Genomic DNA, 25,238 nt, shown 5'->3' on the forward strand with positions numbered 1-25,238 from the left:
ATCTGGCGCTTTCGCCCATAATCGGGTTTTCGCGTTTTCGATTGTCCGCAGAGGTCCCATGGAGCAATTTCGTAATATCGGCATCATCGGTCGCCTGGGCAGTTCCCAGGTGCTGGATACCGTCCGCCGACTGAAACGCTTTCTGCTCGACCGTCACCTGCATGTGATCCTCGAAGACACCATCGCTGAAGTCCTGCCCGGCCATGGCCTGCAAACCTCGTCGCGCAAGATGCTCGGCGAAGTTTGTGACATGGTCATCGTCGTCGGCGGCGACGGCAGCCTGCTCGGCGCCGCGCGGGCGCTGGCCAGGCACAATATTCCGGTGCTGGGCATCAACCGCGGGAGCCTTGGCTTCCTCACCGATATTCGCCCCGACGAGCTGGAAATCAAGGTCGCCGAAGTGCTCGACGGCCACTATCTGGTAGAAAACCGTTTCCTGCTGCAAGCCGAAGTGCGTCGCCATGGCGAGGCCATCGGCCAGGGCGATGCGCTCAACGATGTGGTGCTGCACCCGGGCAAATCGACGCGGATGATCGAATTCGAGCTGTACATCGACGGCCAGTTCGTCTGCAGCCAGAAGGCCGACGGCCTGATCGTCGCCACGCCCACCGGCTCCACTGCCTACGCGTTGTCTGCCGGCGGGCCGATCATGCATCCCAAGCTCGACGCTATTGTGATTGTGCCGATGTACCCCCATACCTTGTCGGGACGGCCGATCGTGGTCGATGGCAACAGTGAGCTGAAAATCGTCGTGTCCAAAGATATGCAGATCTACCCGCAGGTGTCCTGCGACGGCCAGAACCACTTCACCTGCGCACCGGGCGACACCATTACCGTGAGCAAGAAAGCGCAAAAGCTGCGCCTGATTCATCCGCTCGATCACAATTACTACGAGGTGTGCCGCACCAAGCTTGGCTGGGGCAGCAAGCTGGGGGGCGGAGGCGACTGATGCTCGATCCCGCGCGCAGTTACGACCTGATCGGTGACGTGCACGGATGCGCCATGACCCTCGAACACTTGCTGGACCGTCTCGGTTATCACAAGCAGGGCGGGGTTTGGCGGCATCCTTCACGCATGGCGGTGTTCGTTGGCGACATCATCGACCGCGGCCCGCGCATTCGCGAGGCGCTGCACATCGTCCACGACATGGTCGAGGCGGGGCAGGCGCTGTGCATCATGGGCAACCATGAATTCAATGCGCTCGGCTGGGTCACCCCGGCGCCACCGGGCAGCGGCAAGCAGTTCGTGCGCGAACACACCAAGCGCCATGCGCGGCTGTTGCAGGAAACCCTGAGCCAATTCGAGGACCATCCCGGTGACTGGCATGACTTCCAGCAGTGGTTCTACGAGCTGCCGCTGTTCGTCGATGCCGGGCGGTTTCGCGTCGTCCATGCATGCTGGGATGCCGGGCTGATCGAGCCGCTGCGGGCGCTGTTCCCCAATGGCTGCGTCGATGAGCATTTCCTCCAGGCCTCGGCGGTGCCAGGCAGCTTCGCCTGCACTGTGTTCGACCGCTTGCTGCGCGGTACCGACATGCGTCTGCCGGGCGGCCTGACCATGACCAGTGGCGACGGTCTGGTGCGTTCGTTCTTCCGCACCAAGTTCTGGGAGGACGACCCGAAAACCTATGGCGACATCGTGTTCCAGCCCGACGCACTGCCCGAACCTGTCGCGCAGACGCCGCTGACGTCCACTGAAAAGAATTCCCTGCTGCGCTACGGCGTCGACGAGCCGTTGCTGTTCGTCGGCCACTACTGGCGCAGCGGCAAACCGGCGCCGATCCGCCCGAACCTCGCGTGCCTGGATTACAGCGCCGTGCTCTACGGCAAACTGGTGGCCTATCGTCTGGACCAGGAAACGCGCCTGGATCCGCAAAAATTCGTCTGGGTCGATGTCGAGCGGCCGGAGGTGCTGCAATGAGTGCGGTAGCGGTATTGCGCCTGCCGTTGGCGGTGGATCTGAGCGGTTTTGTCAAACTGCTGCAACGCATGCAAGTGCCCCATCGCGTCAGCGAAGAGGCGGGCGAACAGGTGCTGTGGGCGCCAGAGGAAATCAGCGAGGACGTGCGTTCCTTGTACGAGCGCTTCCCGGCCGGCGACCCGGATCAGCAACTGGACGTACCCATGGGCCAGACCTTCAAGCGCCCGAGTTTCGCCGAACAGCTGAAACACGCCAAAGCCACCGGGTTCATTCTGCTGTTGAGCCTGATCGTCGGCGGTCTGACCTTCCTCGGCGAAAACCTGGAAACGCTGCGCTGGCTGACCTTCCTCGATTTCCGCGTGATCGGTGAGTACATCCACTTCACGCCGCTGGCCGACAGCCTCGCGGCGGGGCAGTGGTGGCGGCTGGTGACGCCGATGCTGATCCACTTCGGCATCCTCCATCTGGCCATGAACGGCATGTGGTACTGGGAGCTGGGGCGGCGCATCGAGTCGCGCCAGGGCAGCATCAACCTGATCGGCCTGACGCTGTTGTTCAGTCTGGTGTCCAACTACGCCCAGTTCGTCTGGAGCGGCCCGAGCCTGTTCGGCGGTCTGTCTGGTGTGCTTTACGGCTTGCTCGGGCATTGCTGGATCTTCCAGTTGCTGGCGCCGAACCCGGCCTATCGTTTGCCGCGCGGCGTGCTGGTGATGATGCTGGTGTGGCTGGTGGTGTGCATGTCCGGGCTGATCTCGCTGATAGGTTTCGGCCAGATCGCCAACGCCGCGCACCTGAGCGGGTTACTCATCGGATGCTTTACCGGTTTGTTGGGCGGTTTGTATAACCGCCGTAAACTGGCCGTCTAACATTTTTGTTTCAGCAAAGAGCACGGAGACCCTGATGTCCTCTTTCAACGACATGATCAACAACATCACCCCGGACATCTACGAAAGCCTGAAGCTGGCCGTGGAAATCGGCAAATGGTCCGACGGCAACAAACTCACTGCCGAACAGCGCGAGCTGTCGTTGCAGGCGATGATTGCCTGGGAAATCCAGAACCTGCCGGAAGACCAGCGCACTGGCTACATGGGCCCGCAAGAGTGTGCGTCGAAGTCGATCGAAGTGCCGAATATCCTGTTCAAGTCGGATGCCATCCATTGATCGAGATTGGCCGCGGTGCAATCAGCAAAATGTCGGCGCGTCTGGACGGGTCGAACGTGCAGTACGCGTTTCGTCTGGATGACGTCGAGGTGCCGGTCAATCCGTTGATCGGCAGCACGCTGCGTCTGGAATTTTTGGGGGCAATCCACTGCACCCATTGCGGGCGCAAGACCAAAACCAGTTTCAGTCAGGGTTATTGCTACCCGTGCATGACCAAACTGGCGCAGTGCGACCTGTGCATCATGAGTCCGGAGCGTTGCCACTTCGACGCCGGCACCTGCCGCGATCCGGTGTGGGGCCAGCAGTTCTGCATGACCGATCATGTGGTTTATTTGGCCAACTCGTCGGGGATCAAGGTTGGCATCACCCGTGCTACGCAGTTGCCGACCCGCTGGCTCGACCAGGGTGCGAGTCAAGCCTTGCCAATCATGCGTGTATCGACACGCCAGCAATCGGGGTTTGTCGAGGACCTGTTCCGCAGCCAGGTGGCGGACAAGACCAATTGGCGCGCGCTGCTCAAAGGTGATGCGGCGGCGGTGGATCTGGCGCAGGTGCGCGATCAGTTGTTCGAAAGCTGCGCCGAAGGCCTGCAAGGGTTGCAGGAGCGATTCGGCCTACAGGCGATTCAGACGATTGCCGATGTCGAACCGCTGGAAATCCGCTATCCCGTCGAGCAATACCCGGCGAAAATCGTCAGCTTCAACCTGGACAAGAACCCGATTGCCGAAGGCACGCTGCTGGGGATCAAGGGCCAGTACCTGATCTTCGACACCGGCGTGATCAACATTCGTAAATACACGGCGTACCAGCTCGCCGTGCATCAATAAGGATTCCAGCATGCGCACCGAACAACCGAAGATGATCTATCTCAAGGACTATCAGGCGCCCGAGTACCTGATCGACGAAACGCACCTGACCTTCGAGTTGTTCGAGGACCACAGCCTGGTTCACGCGCAACTGGTGATGCGCCGCAACCCGGAACGCGGCGCCGGCCTGCCGCCGCTGGTGCTCGACGGCCAGCAACTGGAGCTGCTGTCGGTAACGCTGGCGGATCAGGAGCTGAGCGCCGCTGACTATCAAGTCTCCGACAGCCACCTGACCCTGCAACCGACCAGTGAAACCTTCACCCTCGACACCAGCGTGCGCATCCATCCGGAAACCAATACCGCGCTGGAAGGCCTGTACAAGTCCGGCACGATGTTCTGCACCCAGTGCGAGGCCGAAGGCTTTCGCAAGATCACCTATTACCTCGATCGCCCGGACGTGATGAGCAAGTTCACCACCACCGTCGTGGCCGAACAGCACAGCTACCCGGTGCTGCTCTCCAACGGTAACCCGATCGCTTCCGGCCCCGGCGAAGACGGCCGGCACTGGGCGACCTGGGAAGATCCGTTCAAGAAACCGGCGTACCTGTTTGCGCTGGTCGCCGGTGATCTGTGGTGCGTCGAAGACACTTTCACAACCATGAGCCAGCGCAACGTCGCGCTGCGCATTTATGTCGAGCCGGAAAACATCGACAAGTGCCAGCACGCGATGAACAGCCTGAAGAAATCCATGCGCTGGGACGAAGAGGTGTACGGTCGCGAGTACGATCTGGACATCTTCATGATCGTCGCGGTCAACGATTTCAACATGGGCGCGATGGAGAACAAGGGCCTCAACATCTTCAACTCCAGCGCCGTGCTGGCCCGCGCCGAAACTGCCACCGACGCCGCGCATCAGCGGGTCGAGGCGATCGTCGCCCACGAATATTTCCACAACTGGTCGGGCAACCGCGTGACCTGCCGCGACTGGTTCCAGTTGTCGCTCAAGGAAGGCTTCACGGTGTTCCGCGATGCCGGTTTCTCCTCGGACATGAACTCGGCGACGGTCAAGCGCATTCAGGACGTGGCGTACCTGCGTACTCACCAGTTCGCCGAAGATGCCGGGCCGATGGCCCACGCCGTGCGTCCGGACAGCTTCATCGAGATTTCCAACTTCTACACCCTGACCGTGTACGAAAAGGGTTCGGAAGTGGTCGGCATGATCCACACCCTGCTGGGCGCCGAAGGCTTCCGTAAGGGCAGCGATCTGTATTTCGAACGCCACGACGGTCAGGCCGTGACCTGCGACGACTTCGTCAAGGCCATGGAAGATGCCAATGGCGTTGATCTCAGCCAGTTCAAACGCTGGTACAGCCAGGCCGGCACACCGCGTCTGGCCGTCAGCGAGTCCTACGACGCTGCGGCGAAAACCTACAGCCTGACCTTCCGCCAGAGCTGCCCGCCGACCCCGGACAAGGTAGAAAAACTGCCGTTCGTGATTCCGGTCGAGCTCGGGCTGCTTGATAGCCAGGGCAACGAAATCGCCCTGCGTCTGGCTGGTGAAGCCTCGGCACAAGGCACCACTCGGGTGATTTCGGTGACCGAAGCCGAGCAGACCTTCACCTTCGTCGACATCAACGAACAGCCGCTGCCATCGCTGCTGCGTGGCTTCTCGGCGCCGGTGAAACTGAGCTTCCCGTACAACCGCGATCAACTGATGTTCCTGATGCAGCACGACAGCGACGGTTTCAATCGCTGGGATGCCGGTCAGCAATTGTCGGTGCAAGTGCTTCAAGAGTTGATCGGCCAGCATCAGAAAGGCGAGAGCCTGAAGCTCGATCCGCGTCTGGTGTCGGCGCTGCGCACGGTGCTGTCCGACGAGTCGCTGGATCAGGCGATGGTTGCCGAAATGCTCTCGCTGCCGGGTGAGGCTTATCTCACCGAGATCAGCGAAGTGGCCGACGTCGAGGCGATTCATGTCGCGCGCGAATTTGCCCGCAAGCAACTCGCCGAAGGCTTGTTCGAAGCGCTGTGGCTGCGTTATCAGGCCAACCGCGATCTGTCGAAAAAGACTCCATACGTGGCTGAGGCCGAGCACTTCGCCCGTCGCGCCTTGCAGAATATCGCCCTGTCGTACCTGATGCTCAGCGGCAAGCCGGAAGTGCTGGCAGCGGCGCTGGAGCAATTCGAGGCTGCCGACAACATGACCGAGCGCCTGACCGCGCTGGCGGTGCTGGTCAACTCGCCTTTCGAAGAGCAGAAGGCCCTGGCTTTGGCCAGCTTCGCCGAGCACTTCAAGGACAATCCGCTGGTCATGGACCAGTGGTTCAGCGTGCAGGCCGGCAGCACCTTGCCGGGCGGTTTGGCGCGCGTCAAGGCGTTGATGCAGCACCCGGCGTTCAACATCAAGAACCCGAACAAGGTGCGGGCACTGATCGGCGCGTTCGCCGGGCAGAACCTGATCAACTTCCACGCGGCGGACGGTTCCGGTTATCGCTTCCTTGCCGATCTGGTGATCGAACTGAACGGCTTCAACCCGCAGATCGCCTCGCGCCAACTGGCCCCGCTGACCCGCTGGCGCAAATACGACAGCGCGCGTCAGGCGTTGATGAAGGCTGAGCTGGAGCGAATTCTGGCGTCCGGGTCGCTGTCCAGTGATGTGTATGAAGTGGTGAGCAAAAGCCTGGCGTAACGCCGATTAAATGTTTGGGGCGTTTAATTGATCGTTCCCATGTTCTGCGTGGGAATGCCTCTCTCCACGCTCTGCATCGGCTTTGGGACGCAGAGCGTCCCTTGCTGCATTCCTTTGCTGCGCGTGGGAACGATCAACAAAAAAATGCCGCTCAACGAGCGGCATTTTTATTGGCACAACAAACAGCTATTTACGCAGATCAAACCGATCCAGATTCATCACCTTCGTCCAGGCCTTGACGAAATCGTTGACGAACTGCGCCTTCGCGTCGGAACTGGCATAGACCTCGGCCAATGCGCGCAATTGCGCATTGGAGCCGAACACCAGATCCACCCGCGTCGCCGTCCACTTTGGCGCCCCGGTCTTGCGGTCACGGCCTTCAAACTCATCGGCATCCCGTGACGTTGGGGTCCACTCCACGCCCATGTCCAGCAGGTGGGTGAAGAAGTCATTGCTCAGCGTTTCGGTTTTATCGGTGAACACGCCATGCCGCGTCTGGCCGACATTGGTGTTCAATACCCGCAAACCACCCAGTAGCACGGTCATTTCTGGTGCCGTGAGAGTCAGCAACTGCGCCTTGTCGATCAGCAGGGTTTCTGCCGCAACCGTGTATTTGCCTTTGCTGTAATTGCGGAAGCCATCGGCGATCGGTTCGAGGAAGCCGAACGATTCGACATCGGTCTGCTCCTGCGAAGCATCGACGCGGCCCGGTGAAAACGGCACCGACACCGAATGCCCGGCGTTCTGCGCGGCTTTTTCCACCCCGGCATTACCGGCCAGGACGATCAGGTCCGCCAACGAGATCTTCTTGCCATTGGCAGCAGAACCGTTGAACTCGTTCTGAATGCTTTCCAGCGTGCTCAGCACTTTGTCCAGTTGTTCGGGCTGGTTGGCGTGCCAGAACTTCTGCGGGGCCAGACGCAAGCGCCCGCCATTGGCGCCGCCGCGTTTGTCCGAGCCGCGAAACGTCGACGCCGCCGCCCACGCGGTCGAGACCAGTTGCGACACTGACAACCCTGAAGCCAGCACCTTGTTTTTCAGCGCCGCAGCGTCGCTGTCGTCAATCAGCGGGTGCGTCACGTCGGGCAGCGGGTCTTGCCAGAGCAATTCCTCTTGTGGCATTTCCGGGCCGAGGTAGCGAGAGAGCGGACCCATGTCACGATGGATCAACTTGTACCAGGCGCGGGCGAATGCGTCGGCGAGCTGATCGGGATTGGCCAGGAAACGCCGCGAGATCTGTTCATAAGCAGGATCGAAGCGCAACGCCAGGTCGGAGGTGAGCATGGTCGGCGAGAGCTTCTTGTTCGGATCGTGAGCGTGGGGAACGGTGCCTGCACCCGCGCCGTTTTTCGGTTGCCACTGATTGGCGCCCGCCGGGCTTTTGGTCAGCTCCCACTCGAAGCCGAACAGGTTTTCCAGATAGTTGTTGCTCCACTGCGTTGGTGTGGTGGTCCAGGTCACTTCCAGACCACTGGTAATGGTGTCGGCGCCTTTACCGGTGCCGAAGGCGTTTTTCCAGCCCAGACCCTGTTGCTCAAGGCCAGCCGCTTCCGGCTCTGGGCCGACATTGTCAGCCGGGCCGGCGCCATGGGTCTTGCCGAACGCGTGGCCGCCGGCGATCAGCGCCACGGTTTCTTCGTCGTTCATGGCCATGCGGCCGAAGGTTTCGCGAATGTCCTTGGCCGAGGCCACCGGATCCGGGTTGCCTTCCGGGCCTTCAGGGTTGACGTAGATCAGGCCCATCTGCACGGCGGCGAGGGGATTTTCCAGATTGCGTTCGCCCTGATCGGTGCGGCTTTCTTCACGGCCATGCAAATCGGGCTCAGCCACCAGCGTGCCGTCACCGGGCTCTTGCACCGGGCCATTGCTCTTGCCGTAACGGTTGTCGCCGCCCAGCCACTCGGTTTCCGAGCCCCAGTAAACATCTTCATCCGGTTCCCAGACATCGGCGCGGCCCCCGGAAAAACCGAAGGTCTTGAAGCCCATGGATTCCAGCGCGACGTTGCCGGTGAGCACGATCAGGTCGGCCCAGGAAATGTTGCGGCCGTATTTCTGCTTTATCGGCCACAGCAGGCGGCGGGCCTTGTCGAGGCTGACGTTGTCCGGCCAGCTGTTGAGCGGGGCGAAGCGTTGCTGACCGGAGCCGGCGCCGCCACGGCCGTCGGCGGTGCGATAGGTCCCGGCGCTGTGCCAGGCCATACGCACGAACAGCGGGCCGTAGTGGCCAAAGTCGGCCGGCCACCAGTCCTGGGAGTCAGTCATCAGCGCTCTGATGTCTTGTTTCAGCGCCTGAAAATCGAGGCTTTTGAAGGCTTTGGCGTAGTCGAAGTCCTGGCCCAGCGGATCGGACTTGGGGGAATGCTGGCTGAGGATTTTCAGATTGAGTTGATTCGGCCACCAGTCACGGTTCGTCGTACCGCCGCCGGCGGCGTGGTTGAACGGGCATTTCGATTCGTTTGCCATGTTCGGATCCCTATCAGGTCTGCGGCCGGCTCGTGCCGACTTCGGACTGGTAAGGCTAGACCCGAGTTGGCAAGTCGGCTAATAGCCGCAGTCTTGGCAGGCGATAGGCAGGCTCTCTTGCTACCTCGATATCGTGAAGAAAAAGCAGCGTTATTTCGAAGCGATCTTAAAAACTGTCAGCTTTGACAGTGGTTGATACCACGCAATCCCAATACGTTGGAGTCAACGCAACGTCACCTTTACCTCAAGGGAATATCGACATGTCTCAGGACAAAACAAGTGACCTTATGAACAAACGAAATGCTACCGGTAGCTTCGTCGCGTTTCTCGATGACGATAAATTTCTGGAGAGCAAGTTATGTGTTTATGCAGAGACCGAGAAGGAATTTATCATCATCGGAACTGAAGATTTTATAAACACGGTCGATTTGTCTGTGCCGAATGCGTTGGAGGGCGATGGTCCTCACACAGTGATTTTTCCAACCATGGGACGGTATTGGAAGGTTGTGATCAATCATTTTGACCAACCTATTATTGAGGGTGAACTCATCGTCACCTTTGCCAATTTTCGCAAAACCGTAACAGGCACTTTTGCTCTGGATCTGGGACAAGCCGGGAAAGTGACAGGCAATTTCGATCTTACACTCGTTACCCCGAAGCAAAGTGACAGGCGAGTGCAGCCTTTATAAATAAAGACGTCAACTCGATTGCGCGGTGTCGTCCTCGGGCACGTCATCAAGAATGTCATCCTGCCCAGGCAGTTCAGTGATCACGCTGAAGTCCGATACTTCAACCGCGCCATTGCCATAGCCCAGCAAATGAAACGAGAAGGCTTTGCGCGGCTGCGGGTTTTCAAAGCTGAAATCCATCTCCAGCGGCTGATCCGCCGTGGCGACCATTTCTGCTGGCAGGCCCAGTTGCACGTCCTGTTCAAATTCCTTGGCCTTGAGCTGAATGTACGCCGCCTGCTGCGGATCGACCGAGCGCACGGTCAGGCGCACGCGGGTGTGCGAGCCTTTGGGCATTTCCAGGTATTGCGCGCCGATCAGGTTGTCGGCCCAGTCATCCTTGATCTGCGCTTGCAGAGGGATGATGTTGTTGCTGCCGAACTGGTAGCGATGATTGAGCGGTGTGCGCAGCAAGGACAGGTCCAGCGCATCGGCGCGCGCGGCGATCTGCCGGGCCGGGTGGCCGCTGTAGGTGCCTTTGTATGTGGCACTTTCGGCGATGAAACCGGTGCTTTGGTAATAGCGGCAGCGGCGCGGCAGGTCGCATTCGGAGAAGATGCCCTGACCGTTGTGGTAACGCAGTTTGCCGTTGGTGAACGACATGATTTCGCGCCCTGAATCGTAGTCGCGAAACAGCGACCGCCCGCTCAGCGCGGTCGGCACCGGCAGGTCGAAATAGTCGAGGATCGAGGTGCTCAGATCGACGTGACCATAAACCCCGGCATTCAGACGCGGCAGTTGCGCCTGCTCCGGTGCCAGCGTCAGGTTGAAACCCCACGAGGAGGCCAGCCGCACGCCGTCGATGCCATGGGATTCATCCGAGGTGATCACCACCAGTGTGTCCTTGAGAACGCCCTGGCGCTCCAGCCCTGAAAGAAACTGATCCAGCGCATCGTCGAGATAACCGACGGCAGCCTGCTTGGGCGTCTCATAACGCTGCAGATAATCCTCCGGTGCGGAGTAGGGCTGATGGGTGCCGACCGTCAGCAGAGTCAACATCCACGGCTGCTTTTGCTTTTTCAACTGGCCGACGTAATCCAGCGCACCTTCGAAAAATGCCCTGTCATCCTTGCCCCACGGGAACTCCAGATAGTTGCTGTTGCTGAACCATTCCAGGCCGTGGGTCGCATCGAAACCGATGTGCGGCATGATCTTGTCTTTGGCCATGAAGCGCAGGCCGGCGCCCTGCAAGTAATGAGTGCTGAAGCCGTGTTCGCGCAGCTGCGCCGGCAGGCAGGCCTGATTGCGCTCGTTGAGGGTGAGCATTTCCACGCCTTTGGGCGTGCCGTTGTTGAGCTTGTCGTAGTCACCGCACAGCATGGCGTACAGACCGCGAATGGTCTGATGGGTGTGCAGCACGTAATCCGGAGTGTTCATGCCGCGCTCGGCCCAGCGGCTGAGGTTGGGCATCAGGTCTTCCTGATAATGACTGCCGATCGCCTCGCGGTTGGCGCGGATGTAGGCGCCGGGAATGCCTTCCAGGGCAATGATCAACACATTGCGCGCCTGACCCGGCGCGGCCAGCAGCTTCTGGCCATTGAGGTCGACGTCGGTGAGCCCGGCCATCGCCGGTGTCGGTTCTTCGACGTCGCCGTCCAGCCACTCCTCGGCCTGGATCTGCAAGTCGGCCACTTCGCTGGCGAGCAATTGATGCGGCAGGTTGTACAGACGCCAGGCGTCGCCGTCATTCGGCCACAGGTTTAGCGCGCCCCAGTGCGCGGCGAACAAAACGATCGGCGCTGCCCAGGCCGCGCGCGGCAATGCCGGCCGAGCCAGACCGCGCCCTATAAATTGGGCCAGCAGCCAGAAAACCAACGCACCCAGCAAAGCAATGGCCAGGGCAGGGTGCGCAAGTCCGCCGCCAGTGGAGTTCTCGACGAACTGCGGGTCGATCAGATAGTGAATATCCGAAGGCGTCGGCAGACGACCCACGGCGCTGACTAATTCTGCCGTGGCGACCGCCAGCAGCGCCCAGAACACCAGCACCGGCAAGGCCAGCCACCCTGCGCGACGATGCAGTGCTACTACCAGCAGACTGCCGACGGCCAGATCCGACAAAAAGCCCAGCGGTGTCGACCAGCCCAACGCTGCACGCAGGCACACCGGCACGATCATTACCAAAACGATTAGAGAAAGAAGGCGGGCATTCGGCCGCCGCAGCCAGTTGAAAAGAGCGCTCACAAAAAAGGCCTGCTTGTCATCAAAGGGTCAAAAAAGTGTGGGTGATGATACCAAGGGCAGGAAGGCTGATCGGCTTTTAAAAACCTGCGGCCGGCGATCCCCGAAACGGCGCGTGCCCATAGCGGGCGTGGGTTGTGGGGCGCAGTGCCATTTTTCCCGAGGGCAGTTTTTTGTTTCAGACTGTTGTAGGTTCATCCACTGCTCCTGAATTCCAGCAGCAGACGTCAAATCGCTCAGTGCTATCGATATGCGATAAGGGTATTTAATTTCTATTTTTTATAGCTATAAAGTCAGGCCTTTCAGCCCACCCCCATGCTGCGAGGTTGTCATGGCCACACCGTTCAAACGTTCTGCGCTGACTCTGTTGGCCGCTACTCTGGCAGCGGGTGCGCTGTTCAGTAGCGGCGCCCAAGCCGAGGGCAAGATCAGCATCGCCCAGCAATTCGGCATTGGTTATCTAATCCTCGATGTCGTGCGCGATCAACAACTGATCGAGAAGCACGGCAAGGCTCAGGGTCTGGACATCAAGGTCGACTGGAACAGCATTTCCGGCGCCACGGCGATGAACGAGGCGCTGCTGACCGGAGCGCTGGATGTGGTCTCGGCCGGCGTGCCGCCGATGCTCACAGTGTGGGACCGCACCAAGGGCAAGCAGAACGTCAAAGCCATCGCCGCGCTGGGCTCGATGCCCAATTACCTGCTGACCAACAACCCGAACATCAAAACCCTCAAGGACTTCAGCGACAAGGACCGCATCGCCGTGCCAGCCGCAGGCGTGGGTTTTCAGTCGCGCACCCTGCAGATAGAAACCGCCAGGCAATTCGGTGACGACCAGTTCAAGAAATTCGACAACATCTCAGTCAGCCTGCCGCACCCGGACGCCACCGCCGCGCTGATCGCCGGCGGCTCGGAAATCAATTCGCATTTCTCCAGCCCACCGTTTCAGTACCAGGCTCTGCAAAACCCCAACGTGCATAAAGTGCTGAGCTCCTACGACATCCTCGGCGGCCCGGCGACGTTCAACGTGCTCTACACCACAGAAAAATTTCACGACGAAAACCCGAAAACCTACAAGGCGTTCTACGACGCACTGGCTGAAGCCGAGAAAATCATCAAGGCCGACAAACCCGCCGCTGCCCAGGCCTACATCCGCGTAGAACAATCGAAACTGCCGCTGGCCCTGGTCGAGCAAATCGTCAAAGACCCGGAAATCGACTTCACCGTCGTGCCGCAACGCACGTTTATCTATGCCGAAAAATTGCAGGAACTGGGTGTGTTGAAAAACAAGGCGGCGAGCTGGAAGGATTACTTCTTTGAAGAGGCGCATGGTGGTGCGGGGAGTTGAGGGATTGGGCATCACTCGGAACTACTGTAGGAGTGAGCTTGCTCGCGAAAGCGGAGTTTCAGCCACAGACGAGTTGACTGACCTGACGCCTTCGCGAGCAGGCTCGCTCCCACAGGTTTAGCGGCGTAAGCCTTCTTCCGGCCAATAAAAAACGGGGCGGCCCGATCATCGATCAGGCCGCCCCGTTTTTCTGTCAGGCGAACAGTCTTTCCGTCAGCGATCAATGCATCTTGCTGTGATCGTGGCCGCCCATGTTGGTCAGCGCGCGAACCGGTGCTTTGACTTCGATGGTTTCTTCCTCGCCCTCGGCGTTTTCTACGGTCAGTGTCAGCGGCACGCTGTCGCCTTCCTTCAACTGACCGCTCAGGCCCATCAGCATGACGTGGTAGCCGTTCGGGTCGAAGCTCACGGCTTTGCCGGCAGGCAGCTCAACGGACTTCACCGGGCCCATGGTCATCACATCGTTCTTCATGCTCATTTCATGAATCTGAACGTCCTTGGCCACTGGCGAGGCAACGCTGAGCAGCTTGCTGTCGGTGTCGGCAGTGACGGTCATGAACGCGCCGCTGGCGGACTGGGTCGGCACGGTGGCACGGACCCAGGCATCGTCGACTTTGGTCTGCGCCGACACCTGGAAGGCCAGGCCGAGCAGGGACAGTGCACATACGGTGCGTTTGAGGTGATTCAGAACGGGATGCATCAGCAGACCTCCATAACAGTAAGCAAATCTTCCGTGCACTCTTGGGCTGTCAGCGAAGTGGACAGGCCCAGGCGCAACTCACCACGCGAGTCGTAGACGTAGCTGGTGGACGTATGGGAGATGGTGTAGGTGTCGCCGGCGGGGACTTTCTCGTAGAACACGTCGAATTCCTTGGCGGTGGCCTTGGTTTCCTCAAGTGTGCCGTACAGCGCGACGAAGCTCGGATCGAAGGCTTTGACGTAGGCGTCGAGGATCTGCGGCGTGTCGCGCTCAGGGTCAAGGGTGATGAACACCACTTGCAGGCGGTCGCCGTCGCGGCCCATGAGTTTCTTGATCTGCGCGGCGCGGGCCAGGGTGGTGGGGCAAACGGCCGGGCACTGGGTGAAGCCGAAGAAGATCATCGGCATCATCCCGCGAAAGCTCGACAGCGACATGGTTTCGCCTTCGGGGTTCTTCAGCTTGAAGGTGCGTCCGAGGATCTTGTCGCTCAGATCCTTGCCGTACTTGTACGACAGTTGGCCACGGGTGTCGCAACCGGCGAGCAGGCCGAGCCCGAGCACGCCCATTCCCGCAAGTACCTTGCGGCGAGTCAACAAAGCCGTCATCTAATACCGCCTTTTGCAGCCCGCCAGTCGGCAGGACTGGCGAGGGGTTAACCGTAAAAGCGCCGCATGATAGCAAACTGAGGCTGATCGCCGGCTGCCGATCGCCGCGCGGTGCGGGATCGGACGACAAAAGGTGTAAGAAGAAATGACGAATAAGCCATGCGTTCGCCGCGACCAAACTTGATTTAAATAGTATGACGATTGGAGGCGAGCGCAGAAACACGTACTCTTGCCGCTGCGCTGCAAAGACCAAAACAACAACAGGAGTCTGTAATGCAACCGATTCGTCTCGGCCTGGTGGGCTACGGCAAGATCGCCCAGGATCAACACGTCCCCGCCATCCTCGCCAACCCGGCGTTCCAGTTGGTGGCGGTCGCTACCCAAGGCAAACCTTGCGCCGGGGTGGAAAACTTCCAGTCGCTGGGCGAGCTGCTCGAGAACGGCCCGACCGTCGATGCGATTGCTTTCTGCACGCCGCCACAAGGGCGCTTCGCACTGGTGCAACAGGCGTTGGCCGCCGGCAAGCACGTGCTGGTGGAAAAACCGCCCTGTGCGACATTGGGCGAGGCCATGGCCCTGGTCGATCAAGTCGCCGACCAAGGCGTCAGCGCTTTGTTCGCCTGGCACTCGCGCTACGCACCGGGCATCGCCGCCGCCCGCGACTGGCTGGCCAGCCGCACCCTGCAAAGCGTGCAGATCGACTGGAAGGAAGACGTACGCAAGTGGCATCCGGGTCAGGCATGGATCTGGCAACCGGGCGGCCTCGGCGTGTTCGATCCGGGCATCAACGCTTTGTCGATCATCACCCACTTGCTGGCGCTGCCGCTGTTTGTCGAAGCCGCCGAACTGCGCGTGCCGAGCAACTGCCAGTCGCCGATTGCCGCCTCTATCAAAATGTCCGATGCGCGTCGGCTCGACGTGCGTGCCGAGTTCGATTTCGACCATGGCCACGATGAACTGTGGAGCATCGAAATTCGCTGCGTCGAAGGCGTCCTGCGTCTGGACAATGGCGGCGCGGTGCTAAGCATCGACGGCGTGAAGCAAAGCGTGTCGGAGGAGGGCGAGTACGCAGCGGTCTACCGCCACTTCCAGCAATTGATCAGCGACAAGGCCAGCGACCTGGATCTGCAACCGTTGCGCCTGGTGGCGGACAGTTTCTTTGTCGGTAGTCGGGCGTTGGTTGAGCCGTTTTACGATTGAGTGAATTTCAGCTTGAGTCGTCAGGGCGCGTAAGCAGGTCTGCGTCGCGCAGACCGCAAGGTCAAGAGACGCTGGCTGCCAGACAAATAAAGCCTGCTTTAACAGCAGGCCTCGTTAGTCACTTTATTGGCTGCGTTCTGTAGGTTTTATACAGCTGCTGAATGTCGGGATTGTTGAGATTCGCGTAGATGATTCCTTCCTTGTCCAAACCGTCCAACCCTTTGATATCGCCAATCACTCCGGGCCATTCCTCACGGCTTGAGATGTCTACGACGTGAGGCTTCAGATAATCGTCCAGGTGGCCTCTGGAAGGATCGCGGATCTCGTCGCTGAGCGCCCGTAAATACGCATCTTTGTTGGTCTTCGACCAATCGATGGCAAACTTGGCCCGGTAGCACAGTTCCATGTGCACAAGCAGGATAGTCCGCCCATTACCATCCAGAAACGGATGAGCGAAAGCCAATTGGCCCATCACCTCGCCAGGGCGCTCGTGGAAGCGTTTTTTGTTTGCAGCGAGCTCCAGCGCATATTCGACGGATCTTTTGATCAGCTCAGGTCGCTCGAAAGGTGTGTGATGCGGATCGTTTTTTGATCCTTTGAAAACCGCGAGGTGGGGAACCAGCTCATTCCTGTCTTTGCCTGACCATGGGTAGAAACCGGCAAACAGGATTTCATGAGTCCTGAGTACCGCTTGATAGTCGATGGATCTTTTTTTTGCCAGATGAGCAAGGGCCTCTTCGATACTGGCTTCGAAAGAGAGATGTTCCGATTCCTTTACTTCAGCCGGGTCTTTCAGCTTGAGCGAATTGCGAAGGTAGCCTTCAGTTTCGAAATCGCCGAAGGGATCGAACGTCATGCGCTGAGCTGCTTCTTCGAATGCCTTTTTTCCTGAAGGTAACGCCCTTGTAAGGCCATGATTTCAGACTTGTTCAAGACACCCTTTCGCTTCAGGTTGACCAGCAGTTGCTCAACACTGTCCAGTTCAACGGCATCACCGGCCAGCCGCGTTATCGTCACCGCCATGCGACTCAGGCCGTCACGCTCGGCGCCTACCCTGTGTTTTTCCGCGAGCTTGCGAACTTCGCTCGCGACGCTATCAGTGGCTGATTCGCTCATTGTTAACCCCTCGTTTTCTCTGTCGGAGCATAGCATGGCGCCGTTCTGGCGGATTAACCGTCGAGCATTTCAACGTTTGCCATTGTCCGGTTTGAGTGGACGGTGAAACGCTTTTCAGCCGATTTATCCCTTTGCTGTGCGTCAGTAATCTGTACCTAACTTGAACGCAACAACAAAACTCAAAACTTGAAAAGGGACGCACACCATGACCACTCCAACCTACAACCGCCTGAACAAAGACGACGCTATCGTGCTGCTGGTTGACCACCAGACCGGTCTGATCTCGCTGGTGCAGGACTTCTCGCCGAACGAGTTCAAGAACAACGTGCTGGCGCTGGCGGATCTGGCCAAGTTCTTTGACCTGCCAACCATCCTCACCACCAGCTTCGAACAAGGCCCGAACGGCCCGCTGGTACCGGAGTTGAAAGAGATGTTCCCGGACGCGCCGTACATCGCTCGCCCAGGTCAGATCAACGCTTGGGACAACGAAGACTTCGTCAAGGCAATCAAGGCCACCGGGCGCAAGCAGATCATCATTGCCGGTGTCGTAACGGATGTCTGTGTAGCGTTCCCGACCCTGTCGGCGCTGGCGGAAGGTTTTGATGTGTTTGTGGTGACTGATGCGTCCGGCACCTTCAACACCACTGTTCAGCAAGCCGCGTGGAGCCGCATGACTCAGGCTGGCGCGCAGATGATGAACTGGTTCTCGGTGGCCTGTGAGCTGCACCGCGACTGGCGCAACGATATTGAAGGCCTGGGTAACCTGCTGTCGCAGCGCATCCCCAACTACCGCAATCTGATGAACAGCTACTCGGCGCTGACGCAGCAGAAGTAAGCGTTAAATCCAAAGCGAAAGCCTGCTTCGAAAGCAGGCTTTTGCGTTTTCTACAGAACGCCGTTCGTCCATTGTCGGGCACTTGTCACGCAAGGGCATTTCACACGTTCAGGTACCTATCGCTGAACACCTCGGAGAACGACATGGACATTGATGAAAACGCACCGGGCAACCAGTCGCAACAAGCCGTGACGCGCACCACCGACAACGAGACCGGGCACGATCCCAAGCGGGAAAATCCCGAGGTGCCTTTGCCGCCGGACGATGAGGCACCGGTCGAGGAAGATATGTCAGATGTGGATGCGGCCAACTCGGTGTCAACCGAACATCCGCCGTCACGCTGATCGAGCGATTTAATCGATGCCTCCCACTCTGGAATTAGAGTGAGAGGCTCTCCCGCGGACCCTGATGCAGTTCAGTCACCGACATCGTGAAAACCAGTTTCAACCGCCCAGGATTGGAATATCCGTGCGCTAAATCCCCGGTGGGAGCGAGCCTGCTCGCGAAGACGGCGGCACATTCAACATCTTCCGACTGACCCAGCGCATTCGCGAGCAGGCTCGCTCCCACAATGTTCCGTGTTGACCATTGATTTGATTGCGCCACAAAACCCTGTGGGAGCGGGCTTGCCCGCGAAGGCGGCGGCACATCCAGCATCTTCGCCGACTGACCCAGCGCTTTCGCGAGCAGGCTCTCTCCCACAATGTTCCGTGTTGACCAATGATTTGGTGGTGCCACAAATCCCCGGTGGGAGCGAGCCTGCTCGCGAAGGCGGCGGCACATTCAGCATTTTCATTGACTGGTCTACCGCTATCGCGAGCAGGCTCACTCCTACAGTTGATTGTGATTCATCTGGTCTCAGTAAGGGCTCGCGGTCGGGCGCACGATCAGTTCGCTGACGTCGACATCCGCCGGTTGTTCGACGGCATACGCAATCGCGCGGGCGATGGCTTCGGCGGGGATGGCGATCTTGCGGAATGACTTCATCTCTTCGCGACCGCCTTCATCGGAAATGCTCTCGGCCAGTTCCGATTCGGTCACGCCCGGTGCGATGACGGTGACGCGGATATCCCCGCCCACCTCCTGGCGCAAGCCTTCGGAAATCGCCCGTACGGCGTATTTGGTTGCGCAGTACACCGCCGCAGTAGGGCTGACCGCGTAAGCGCCGATCGAGGCGATGTTGATGATCTGCCCGGCGCGCTGGCGCTGCATCAACGGCAGGCTGGCGGCGATGCCGTGGAGTACGCCACGGATGTTGACGTCGATCATGCGGTTCCACTCATCGACCTTCAGCGCATCCAGCCGTGACAACGGCATGACCCCGGCGTTGTTGACCAGCACATCGACGCGGCCGTAATGCTCGACGGCAAAATCGACGAAGCGCTGCACATCCTGCTGATCGGTGACGTCCAGTGCGCGGAACTGCGCGTGGCCACCGGCGCCGTTGATCTCTTCGGCAATCACGGCCAGACGCTCGGTGCGCCGTGCACCCAACACCACTTTGGCGCCACGTTCGGCGAGCAGGCGTGCGGTGGCTTCGCCGATGCCGCTGCTGGCGCCGGTAATCACGATCACTTTGTCTTGAATGTTCAGCATGATGTCGTCCTCTTCTGTGTGCCCGTGAGTGGGCTTGGAAGAAGATTAAGTGCGGCGGCTCATGGGCTATTAATCGATTCCTCCTCGGGATTTGCCCAATTCTGCTGCATCGCTTTTCGACAGGTTTTCAGGCCCCGCGTGGCGCGTCCCGGTAGGCACTCGGAGTGACCCCGACTTCACGGCGGAACACCTGGGAAAAGTGGCTGGGGCTGGAGTAGCCGACTTCCAGGCCAATGTCGATCACGCTGCGTGCGGTCTCCAGCAACAGATGACGCGCGCGGCTCATGCGCAGGCGGATGAAGTATTGCGAGGGCGATAAACCGGTGGCGCGTTTGAAGGTGCGGCTGAAGTGGTAGTCGCTCAGCCCGGCGATGGCGGCCAGATGACTGAGACTGAAATCCTCCGCCAGATTCGCATTCATGGCTTCGATCACCCGGCGCAGTTTGTAGGCGGGCAGGGCGTTGTCGCGGCGCGGGTTGCTGTCGGGGTCGAGGTAATGACGCAGCAGATGGATCGCCAACGCCTGAGCCAGGCTGTGCACCAGCAGTGCACTGGGTTGGCGCTGTCCGGTCAGTTCGATGCGCAGTTGCTCAAGAATGAAGCTGACCTGCTCGTCACGCGCACCCGACACATCGACAAACGTCACTGCACCGGCCTGTTCGCCGAAGGCTTCGCGCGCCGCTTGTTCGATCAGGCCCAGACCGAGGTAGAGGTGCATGACTTCGAAGACCTCGCAACCTTCGGTCTGCCAGCGCATTTCGTAGGGTTCGCGGGTGTTGGTCAGGAAAAAATCGCCCGCCGTGACCTGGCTCGCCTGCCACTCTCCGCCCAACGAACGTTCTTCGACCCGGGCAGTGCCGGCCAGTACCAGCACCAGCAGTGGTTCGGCCACGCACGGCACGCGGATCGGCTCAAGCAGGGTTTGATGGCGGAACAGCTGCACCACTGCATCCTTGATCTGCGGCTGGGGTGCCTTCGTTTCTGCAACACCGGGCAAATGCTCTGGCATGGCTTCGGCGGCGATGCGCGCGGGCTGGCTGATTGTCGGTGTAGCAGGGCTGGCAGAGGGCACAGGACACTCCATCAAAAGCTTCGGCTGCGAATGATTTTGAAGGTTAGGGCGGGCGAATGAGAAATTCCAGCGCAAAACTCCGACAGTCCCGGCAATCGCCCGAAAGCCCGGCGGCGGACAGTGCGCGACAGTGAAGCCGTGTTTACGACCGCGCCATCAGGCGCAACACCGATTCGCTATCGAGGAGTTACAACCATGACTGATTTCAACCACACCCTGCCCCAAGAAGTCGCCGGTAAAGTTGCACTGGTCACTGGCGCGGCCAGTGGCATCGGCAAGGCGATTGCGCTGATGCTGCACGCTCGCGGCGCCAAGGTGATTGCCGAAGACCTCAACCCGGCTGTCGAAGCACTGGCTCGTCCCGATCTGGTGCCGCTGGTGGCGGACATCACCGAGGACGGCGCCGCCGAACGTGCTGTCGGCCTTGCCGTCGAGCAGTTCGGGCGTCTGGATATTCTGGTCAACAACGCCGGGATCATCATCAACAAAGCCGTGATCGACATGAGCCGCGACGATTGGGAAAAAATCCAGGCAGTGAATGCCACGGCCGCCTTCCTGCACTGCCGCGAAGCGGTGAAAGCGATGATCCCGAACAAATCCGGTGCGATCGTCAATATCGCTTCCTATGCGTCGTACTTTGCGTTTCCGACCATTGCCGCTTACACCGCCTCGAAAGGTGCGCTGGCGCAACTGACCCGTACGCTGGCCCTGGAAGTCATCGAGCACGGCATTCGCGTCAACGCCATCGGCGTCGGCGATGTGGTGACCAATATCCTTAATGATGTGGTCGAGGACGGCCCTGGCTTCCTCGCACAGCACGGCGAAGCAGCGCCAATCGGTCGGGCGGCGCAGCCGGAAGAGATCGCCGAGATCGTGACCTTTCTGGCCTCCGACCGCGCCAGTTTCATGGTCGGCTCGGTAGTCATGGCCGATGGCGGCATGACGGTAACGGCAGGCTGATAGCAGTGCGGCAAACCATGGGCACGTAAGAAGATGTGCCCATGGTTTACCCCGATCTGACCGACGCAGAATCAGGCAAATCTGCAGCATCTTTGATCTAGTCGCCGCTGGGTAAAACTGGCTAATCTTCCTCCGCAGTTGACCCACCTTCGTCTGCTTTCGAGGCCCTTTGCATGGATAACCACGACGCTTCCATCCTCCACGACACGGCGGTGTATCGCGCCGAGCTGGTGCGCTTGCTGACCCAGCGCTTTGATGCGCCGGGCACCTACGAAACCGCGATTGCGCCACTGCACGTGATCCGTCTCGATGGGCCGTCCGAGCTGATCCATGTCGTGCACCGCCCGGCGCTGTGCCTGATCGTGCAGGGGCGCAAGGAAGTCGGGCTGGGTGACGAACGCTTCCTCTACGACCCGCTGAATTATCTGGTGGTGTCAGTGACGTTGCCGGTGTCGGGAAGGGTGATCGAAGCCTCGCCCGAGGCGCCGTATTTTTGCGTACGGCTGGATTTCGATCCGGCGCAACTGACGCAACTGATTGCCGAGTCGCCGCTGACCGGCATGCCGCAGGAAACCGGACGCGGGATGTTTCTCGACAAGATCGACGTGACATTGCTCGACACCATGCTGCGTCTGGTGCGCCTGCTGGATAACCCGCGCGACATCGGCATGCTCGCACCGATGGTGTTGCGTGAGCTGTATTACCGCCTGCTGCGCGGCCAGCACGGGCATCTGCTGTATGAAATCGCCGTCAGCGATTCGCAGACCCATCGGGTCACGCGGGCCATCGACTGGCTGAACAAGAACTTCACCGAGCCACTGCGCATCGACGCGCTGGCGCAGGTGGCCAATCTGAGCAATTCGGCGCTGCATCACCGCTTCAAAGCCGTCACCGCCATGAGCCCGCTGCAATATCAAAAACAGCTGCGCCTGCAAGAGGCGCGGCGGCTGATCATCAATGAAGGGCTGGACGTCTCGAGCGCCTGCTACCGCGTCGGCTACGAAAGCGCCTCGCAGTTCAGTCGCGAGTACAACCGCCAGTTCGGCTGCCCGCCATCCAAGGAGCTCAGCCGCCTGCGTCAGACCGGCTGATTACCTCGGGAGTCCCGCCCATTCCTCACGAAACCCCAGCAGAAAATCCACAAACGCCCGCACCCGCTGCGGCACGTAGCGGCCGTGCGGGTAGAGCAGGGTGTAGGGGCGCGAACGTCCGGCGTACGGCTGCAGCACTTCAATCAGGCGGCCATCGGCGAGTTCCTGCTCGACGATGAACCGGTAAGTCTGAAACAGCCCGGCGCCGTGCTTGGCCAGCGTCACACCGCCGAGCACATCGTCGGAGCAGGAATAGCCACCGTCGGAAATCACTTCCAGGTCTCGGCCGTTTTCCTGAAACAGCCAGGAAATCCGCCGCCCGCTGCTGGGCAATTCGAACTGGATGCACTCATGCGCGATGAGATCGTCCAGCGTCTGCGGCGTGCCGGCTCTATGCAGATATTCGGGGGCGGCGACCACCACCAGGGCGGCGTCTTCCAGCAGGCGCGCGATCAGGGTCGAGTCCGGTTGCGCGCGTACGCGTATCGCCAGGTCGTAGCCTTCTTCAACGAAGTCGATATTGCGATTGCCCAAGTGCACGTCGACCGTGACCTCGGGGTACAACGCGCGAAATTTCGGCAGCAGCGGCAGGATGCGGTGATGCCCGTAGGTGGTTGGCAGGCTGATGCGCAGTCGCCCCGACGGCGATGTCTGCGCGCCCATGACTTCCTGCTGCGCTTCGACCAGTTGCGTCAGCGCCTGGCTGCATTGTTCGAAGAAGCTCCGTCCGGCGTCGGTGAGGCGAATGCTGCGCGTGGTGCGCGCGAACAGTCGCGAACCCAGGCGTTGCTCCAGACGCAGAATCGACCGGCTCACCGCAGCGGGCGTGACCCCGGCCAGTTGCGCAGCGGCGGTGAAGCTGCCGGCTTCGGCGGCCAGGCAGAACAGTTCGATACTGCCTAACTGCAAATCTTCAAAATGGCGTTTCATTGTGGCTCGCACCGAGGATCGACGGACGTTCATCCTCTGTGTACCACAACCAACGACGCCGCCGGTATCCACCGGCGGCGTTGCAGGGTTTCGATCAATGGCCGGCGCTCTGGCCACCGTCGACATGCAGGATCTCGCCAGTGACGAAATTCGCCCCGTCGAGGTAGAGGATCGCTTGCACGATGTCGTCGATTTCCCCCATGTGGCCGACCGGGTGCAGGCTGCCCAGCGCCTGATGGGTTTCCTCGGCGTGCATCGGCGTTTTGATGATGCCCGGCGATACCGCGTTGACCCGAATGCCACGCTTGGCGTACTCGATCGCCAGGGATTTGGTCGCGGCGTTGATGCCACCTTTGGTCAGCGACGCCAATACCGAAGGCACGCCGTCGATTGCATGATCGACCAGGCTGGTGGTCACGCTGACGACGTGGCCGTTGCCGTGTTTTTCCATCTCGGCGATGGCCAGTTGCGAGATGTAGAAGAAGCCGCTCATGTTGGTCGCCACGACCTGGGCATAGTCCGCCTGGCTGTAAGCGGTGAACGGCTTGGCCAGAAAGATCCCGGCATTGTTGACCAGCGTATCGACGCGACCGAAGCGGGCGACGGCGGCGCGAATCACGCGCTCGGCGGTTTGCGGATCGGCAATGTCGCCGGCAACGGTCAGGACATCCGGGTCACTCGACTCTTTGATCGAGCGCGAGGTTGCGACCACTTGATGGCCAAGGGCGCGAAAGCCTTCGACCAGACCTGCACCAATGCCTTGCGAGGCGCCGGTGATGACAACTACTTTTTTCGATGTGCTCATGATGATTTCCTCTGTCGCTGGCCCGTCAGGATGGCGGGTGGCTGTTGGAGGAGACTTTAGGAAGTTGCGCCGAGTTGATAAATGGGGGCTGAGGTACATCATTTGTACTTCGGTGTATCTAATCAGAACGGCCTGCACGCGTTTTTGTAGGAGGCAGCTTTCGTTTGTCCCGTTTGAGTGGACGGTGAAACGCTTTTCAGCCGATTTATCCCTTTGCTGTGCGTCAGTAATCTGTACCCAACTTGAACGCAACAACAAAACTTCAAACTTGAAAAGGGACGCACACCATGACCACTCCAACCTACAACCGCCTGAACAAAGACGACGCTATCGTGCTGCTGGTTGACCACCAGACCGGTCTGATCTCGCTGGTGCAGGACTTCTCGCCGAACGAGTTCAAGAACAACGTGCTGGCGCTGGCGGATCTGGCCAAGTTCTTCGACCTGCCAACCATCCTCACCACCAGCTTCGAACAAGGCCCGAACGGCCCGCTGGTACCGGAGCTGAAAGAAATGTTCCCGGACGCGCCATACATCGCTCGTCCTGGTCAGATCAACGCTTGGGACAATGAAGATTTCGTAAAGGCGATCAAAGCCACCGGGCGCAAGCAGATCATCATCGCCGGTGTGGTAACGGATGTCTGCGTAGCGTTCCCGACCCTGTCAGCATTGGCTGAAGGTTTCGATGTGTTCGTAGTCACCGATGCGTCCGGCACCTTCAACACCACCGTGCAGCAAGCCGCGTGGAGCCGCATGACTCAGGCTGGCGCGCAGATGATGAACTGGTTCTCGGTGGCCTGTGAGCTGCACCGCGACTGGCGCAACGACATCGAAGGCTTGGGCAATCTGCTGTCGCAGCGCATCCCCAACTACCGCAACCTGATGAACAGCTACTCGGCGCTGACGCAGCAGAAGTAAGTTCACCACCCACGAAAAAGCCTGCTTTTAACAGCAGGCTTTTTGTTTTTCCGACGGCTGCGGCCAACTTGGTTGCTCTGTAGCTTGACCCACCGCTTTCGCGAGCAGGCTCGCTCCC

General features: G+C 59.7%; 24 protein-coding genes. 14 read left to right on the forward strand and 10 right to left on the reverse strand.

The genetic code is table 11. From position 1 onward, the window contains the following. Window positions 1-58: 58 nt before the first annotated feature. From NF676_RS10985 to pepN, 6 genes are read left to right on the forward strand one after another with little or no spacing between them, the layout of a single operon-like run. Window positions 59-949, forward strand: a complete 891-nt coding sequence (locus tag NF676_RS10985; RefSeq protein ID WP_041480619.1) for an NAD(+) kinase — start codon at window positions 59-61, stop codon at window positions 947-949. Further along, a complete protein-coding gene (locus tag NF676_RS10990; protein ID WP_095179579.1) occupies window positions 949-1,920 on the forward strand; it encodes a metallophosphoesterase in 972 nt (323 codons plus the stop codon). Before NF676_RS10985 ends, NF676_RS10990 begins: the two co-directional genes overlap by 1 nt. Beyond that, on the forward strand, window positions 1,917-2,786 hold the full coding sequence (locus NF676_RS10995; protein ID WP_236169539.1) for a rhomboid family intramembrane serine protease: 870 nt from the start codon (window positions 1,917-1,919) through the stop codon (window positions 2,784-2,786). The genes NF676_RS10990 and NF676_RS10995 overlap by 4 nt, the downstream gene beginning before the upstream one ends. A 34-nt stretch (window positions 2,787-2,820) precedes the next feature. After that, the gene (locus tag NF676_RS11000; RefSeq protein WP_016774215.1) at window positions 2,821-3,081 is read left to right on the forward strand and encodes a YeaC family protein; all 261 of its coding nucleotides are present in this window, start codon (window positions 2,821-2,823) and stop codon (window positions 3,079-3,081) included. Then, on the forward strand, window positions 3,078-3,908 hold the full coding sequence (locus tag NF676_RS11005) for a DUF2797 domain-containing protein (RefSeq protein ID WP_016774216.1): 831 nt from the start codon (window positions 3,078-3,080) through the stop codon (window positions 3,906-3,908). The genes NF676_RS11000 and NF676_RS11005 overlap by 4 nt, the downstream gene beginning before the upstream one ends. A gap of 10 nt (window positions 3,909-3,918) precedes the next feature. Then, window positions 3,919-6,576 (forward strand): aminopeptidase N, encoded by a 2,658-nt coding sequence (gene pepN, locus NF676_RS11010; RefSeq protein WP_252887691.1) that lies wholly within the window; start codon window positions 3,919-3,921, stop codon window positions 6,574-6,576. Between the two features lie 186 nt (window positions 6,577-6,762). Here pepN and katG read toward each other — a convergent pair whose 3' ends face one another. Continuing rightward, window positions 6,763-9,039 (reverse strand): catalase/peroxidase HPI, encoded by a 2,277-nt coding sequence (gene katG, locus NF676_RS11015; RefSeq protein WP_252887692.1) that lies wholly within the window; start codon window positions 9,037-9,039, stop codon window positions 6,763-6,765. A gap of 260 nt (window positions 9,040-9,299) precedes the next feature. Here katG and NF676_RS11020 point away from each other — a divergent pair, with 260 nt between their 5' ends. Further along, window positions 9,300-9,728, forward strand: a complete 429-nt coding sequence (locus NF676_RS11020) for a hypothetical protein (RefSeq protein WP_252877874.1) — start codon at window positions 9,300-9,302, stop codon at window positions 9,726-9,728. A gap of 9 nt (window positions 9,729-9,737) precedes the next feature. Here NF676_RS11020 and NF676_RS11025 read toward each other — a convergent pair whose 3' ends face one another. Next, complete coding sequence (locus tag NF676_RS11025; RefSeq protein ID WP_252887693.1) at window positions 9,738-11,948, reverse strand: LTA synthase family protein; 2,211 nt, start codon at window positions 11,946-11,948, stop codon at window positions 9,738-9,740. A 328-nt stretch (window positions 11,949-12,276) separates the two neighbouring features. On the opposite strand from NF676_RS11025, the gene NF676_RS11030 reads away from it, so the two are divergent. After that, window positions 12,277-13,293: an ABC transporter substrate-binding protein gene (locus tag NF676_RS11030; protein ID WP_252887694.1), complete on the forward strand. Its 1,017-nt coding sequence runs from the start codon at window positions 12,277-12,279 to the stop codon at window positions 13,291-13,293. A gap of 220 nt (window positions 13,294-13,513) precedes the next feature. Here NF676_RS11030 and NF676_RS11035 read toward each other — a convergent pair whose 3' ends face one another. After that, on the reverse strand, window positions 13,514-13,993 hold the full coding sequence (locus NF676_RS11035; RefSeq protein ID WP_150635681.1) for a copper chaperone PCu(A)C: 480 nt from the start codon (window positions 13,991-13,993) through the stop codon (window positions 13,514-13,516). Continuing rightward, window positions 13,993-14,598, reverse strand: coding sequence for an SCO family protein (locus tag NF676_RS11040; RefSeq protein WP_016774221.1), 606 nt, complete (start codon window positions 14,596-14,598; stop codon window positions 13,993-13,995). Before NF676_RS11040 ends, NF676_RS11035 begins: the two co-directional genes overlap by 1 nt. Before the next feature lie 273 nt (window positions 14,599-14,871). On the opposite strand from NF676_RS11040, the gene NF676_RS11045 reads away from it, so the two are divergent. Continuing rightward, a complete protein-coding gene (locus tag NF676_RS11045; RefSeq protein WP_252887695.1) occupies window positions 14,872-15,798 on the forward strand; it encodes a Gfo/Idh/MocA family protein in 927 nt (308 codons plus the stop codon). A 118-nt stretch (window positions 15,799-15,916) separates the two neighbouring features. Here NF676_RS11045 and NF676_RS11050 read toward each other — a convergent pair whose 3' ends face one another. Then, entirely contained in the window at window positions 15,917-16,654 is a 738-nt protein-coding gene (locus NF676_RS11050) for a Fic/DOC family protein (RefSeq protein ID WP_252887696.1), read from the reverse strand. Next, a complete protein-coding gene (locus NF676_RS11055; protein WP_217850025.1) occupies window positions 16,651-16,914 on the reverse strand; it encodes a hypothetical protein in 264 nt (87 codons plus the stop codon). The genes NF676_RS11050 and NF676_RS11055 overlap by 4 nt, the downstream gene beginning before the upstream one ends. A 205-nt stretch (window positions 16,915-17,119) precedes the next feature. Between NF676_RS11055 and ycaC (NF676_RS11060) the strand changes: the two genes are divergently transcribed. Beyond that, window positions 17,120-17,749, forward strand: a complete 630-nt coding sequence (gene ycaC / locus NF676_RS11060; RefSeq protein WP_016774235.1) for an isochorismate family cysteine hydrolase YcaC — start codon at window positions 17,120-17,122, stop codon at window positions 17,747-17,749. Between the two features lie 143 nt (window positions 17,750-17,892). Then, on the forward strand, window positions 17,893-18,093 hold the full coding sequence (locus tag NF676_RS11065) for a hypothetical protein (RefSeq protein WP_016774226.1): 201 nt from the start codon (window positions 17,893-17,895) through the stop codon (window positions 18,091-18,093). 514 nt (window positions 18,094-18,607) lie between these two features. On the opposite strand, the gene NF676_RS11070 is transcribed toward NF676_RS11065, so the two are convergent. Continuing rightward, the gene (locus tag NF676_RS11070) at window positions 18,608-19,345 is read right to left on the reverse strand and encodes an SDR family oxidoreductase (protein WP_024012510.1); all 738 of its coding nucleotides are present in this window, start codon (window positions 19,343-19,345) and stop codon (window positions 18,608-18,610) included. 127 nt (window positions 19,346-19,472) lie between these two features. Next, the gene (locus NF676_RS11075; RefSeq protein ID WP_252887956.1) at window positions 19,473-20,354 is read right to left on the reverse strand and encodes a helix-turn-helix domain-containing protein; all 882 of its coding nucleotides are present in this window, start codon (window positions 20,352-20,354) and stop codon (window positions 19,473-19,475) included. Between the two features lie 258 nt (window positions 20,355-20,612). On the opposite strand from NF676_RS11075, the gene NF676_RS11080 reads away from it, so the two are divergent. Both NF676_RS11080 and NF676_RS11085 read left to right on the forward strand, forming a co-directional pair. Next, window positions 20,613-21,377: an SDR family NAD(P)-dependent oxidoreductase gene (locus NF676_RS11080; protein ID WP_056784713.1), complete on the forward strand. Its 765-nt coding sequence runs from the start codon at window positions 20,613-20,615 to the stop codon at window positions 21,375-21,377. Window positions 21,378-21,550: 173 nt separating this feature from the next. Next, the gene (locus NF676_RS11085; RefSeq protein ID WP_252883576.1) at window positions 21,551-22,468 is read left to right on the forward strand and encodes an AraC family transcriptional regulator; all 918 of its coding nucleotides are present in this window, start codon (window positions 21,551-21,553) and stop codon (window positions 22,466-22,468) included. Here NF676_RS11085 and NF676_RS11090 read toward each other — a convergent pair whose 3' ends face one another. Further along, a complete protein-coding gene (locus NF676_RS11090; RefSeq protein WP_041480605.1) occupies window positions 22,469-23,398 on the reverse strand; it encodes a LysR family transcriptional regulator in 930 nt (309 codons plus the stop codon). Window positions 23,399-23,492: 94 nt separating this feature from the next. Further along, window positions 23,493-24,203, reverse strand: a complete 711-nt coding sequence (locus NF676_RS11095) for an SDR family NAD(P)-dependent oxidoreductase (protein WP_041480604.1) — start codon at window positions 24,201-24,203, stop codon at window positions 23,493-23,495. 287 nt (window positions 24,204-24,490) lie between these two features. Here NF676_RS11095 and ycaC (NF676_RS11100) point away from each other — a divergent pair, with 287 nt between their 5' ends. Next, complete coding sequence (gene ycaC / locus NF676_RS11100) at window positions 24,491-25,120, forward strand: isochorismate family cysteine hydrolase YcaC (RefSeq protein WP_016774235.1); 630 nt, start codon at window positions 24,491-24,493, stop codon at window positions 25,118-25,120. Window positions 25,121-25,238 lie beyond the last annotated feature (118 nt).

The sequence above is a fragment of the Pseudomonas siliginis genome (genome assembly GCF_024072275.1).
GTDB classification, from domain to species: Bacteria; Pseudomonadota; Gammaproteobacteria; order Pseudomonadales; family Pseudomonadaceae; genus Aquipseudomonas; species Aquipseudomonas siliginis.

Coding starts and splice junctions, on each gene's coding strand:
- NF676_RS10995 (WP_236169539.1), top strand. CDS start 1,917: ATGAGTGCGGTAGCGGTATTGCGCCTGCCGTTGGCGGTGGATCTGAGC.
- NF676_RS11000 (WP_016774215.1), top strand. CDS start 2,821: ATGTCCTCTTTCAACGACATGATCAACAACATCACCCCGGACATCTAC.
- NF676_RS11045 (WP_252887695.1), top strand. CDS start 14,872: ATGCAACCGATTCGTCTCGGCCTGGTGGGCTACGGCAAGATCGCCCAG.
- pepN (WP_252887691.1), top strand. CDS start 3,919: ATGCGCACCGAACAACCGAAGATGATCTATCTCAAGGACTATCAGGCG.
- katG (WP_252887692.1), bottom strand. CDS start 9,039: ATGGCAAACGAATCGAAATGCCCGTTCAACCACGCCGCCGGCGGCGGT.
- NF676_RS11030 (WP_252887694.1), top strand. CDS start 12,277: ATGGCCACACCGTTCAAACGTTCTGCGCTGACTCTGTTGGCCGCTACT.
- NF676_RS11085 (WP_252883576.1), top strand. CDS start 21,551: ATGGATAACCACGACGCTTCCATCCTCCACGACACGGCGGTGTATCGC.
- NF676_RS10990 (WP_095179579.1), top strand. CDS start 949: ATGCTCGATCCCGCGCGCAGTTACGACCTGATCGGTGACGTGCACGGA.
- NF676_RS10985 (WP_041480619.1), top strand. CDS start 59: ATGGAGCAATTTCGTAATATCGGCATCATCGGTCGCCTGGGCAGTTCC.
- NF676_RS11020 (WP_252877874.1), top strand. CDS start 9,300: ATGTCTCAGGACAAAACAAGTGACCTTATGAACAAACGAAATGCTACC.
- NF676_RS11055 (WP_217850025.1), bottom strand. CDS start 16,914: ATGAGCGAATCAGCCACTGATAGCGTCGCGAGCGAAGTTCGCAAGCTC.
- ycaC (WP_016774235.1), top strand. CDS start 17,120: ATGACCACTCCAACCTACAACCGCCTGAACAAAGACGACGCTATCGTG.
- NF676_RS11075 (WP_252887956.1), bottom strand. CDS start 20,354: ATGCCAGAGCATTTGCCCGGTGTTGCAGAAACGAAGGCACCCCAGCCG.
- NF676_RS11050 (WP_252887696.1), bottom strand. CDS start 16,654: ATGACGTTCGATCCCTTCGGCGATTTCGAAACTGAAGGCTACCTTCGC.
- NF676_RS11065 (WP_016774226.1), top strand. CDS start 17,893: ATGGACATTGATGAAAACGCACCGGGCAACCAGTCGCAACAAGCCGTG.
- ycaC (WP_016774235.1), top strand. CDS start 24,491: ATGACCACTCCAACCTACAACCGCCTGAACAAAGACGACGCTATCGTG.
- NF676_RS11040 (WP_016774221.1), bottom strand. CDS start 14,598: ATGACGGCTTTGTTGACTCGCCGCAAGGTACTTGCGGGAATGGGCGTG.
- NF676_RS11035 (WP_150635681.1), bottom strand. CDS start 13,993: ATGCATCCCGTTCTGAATCACCTCAAACGCACCGTATGTGCACTGTCC.
- NF676_RS11095 (WP_041480604.1), bottom strand. CDS start 24,203: ATGAGCACATCGAAAAAAGTAGTTGTCATCACCGGCGCCTCGCAAGGC.
- NF676_RS11090 (WP_041480605.1), bottom strand. CDS start 23,398: ATGAAACGCCATTTTGAAGATTTGCAGTTAGGCAGTATCGAACTGTTC.
- NF676_RS11080 (WP_056784713.1), top strand. CDS start 20,613: ATGACTGATTTCAACCACACCCTGCCCCAAGAAGTCGCCGGTAAAGTT.
- NF676_RS11070 (WP_024012510.1), bottom strand. CDS start 19,345: ATGCTGAACATTCAAGACAAAGTGATCGTGATTACCGGCGCCAGCAGC.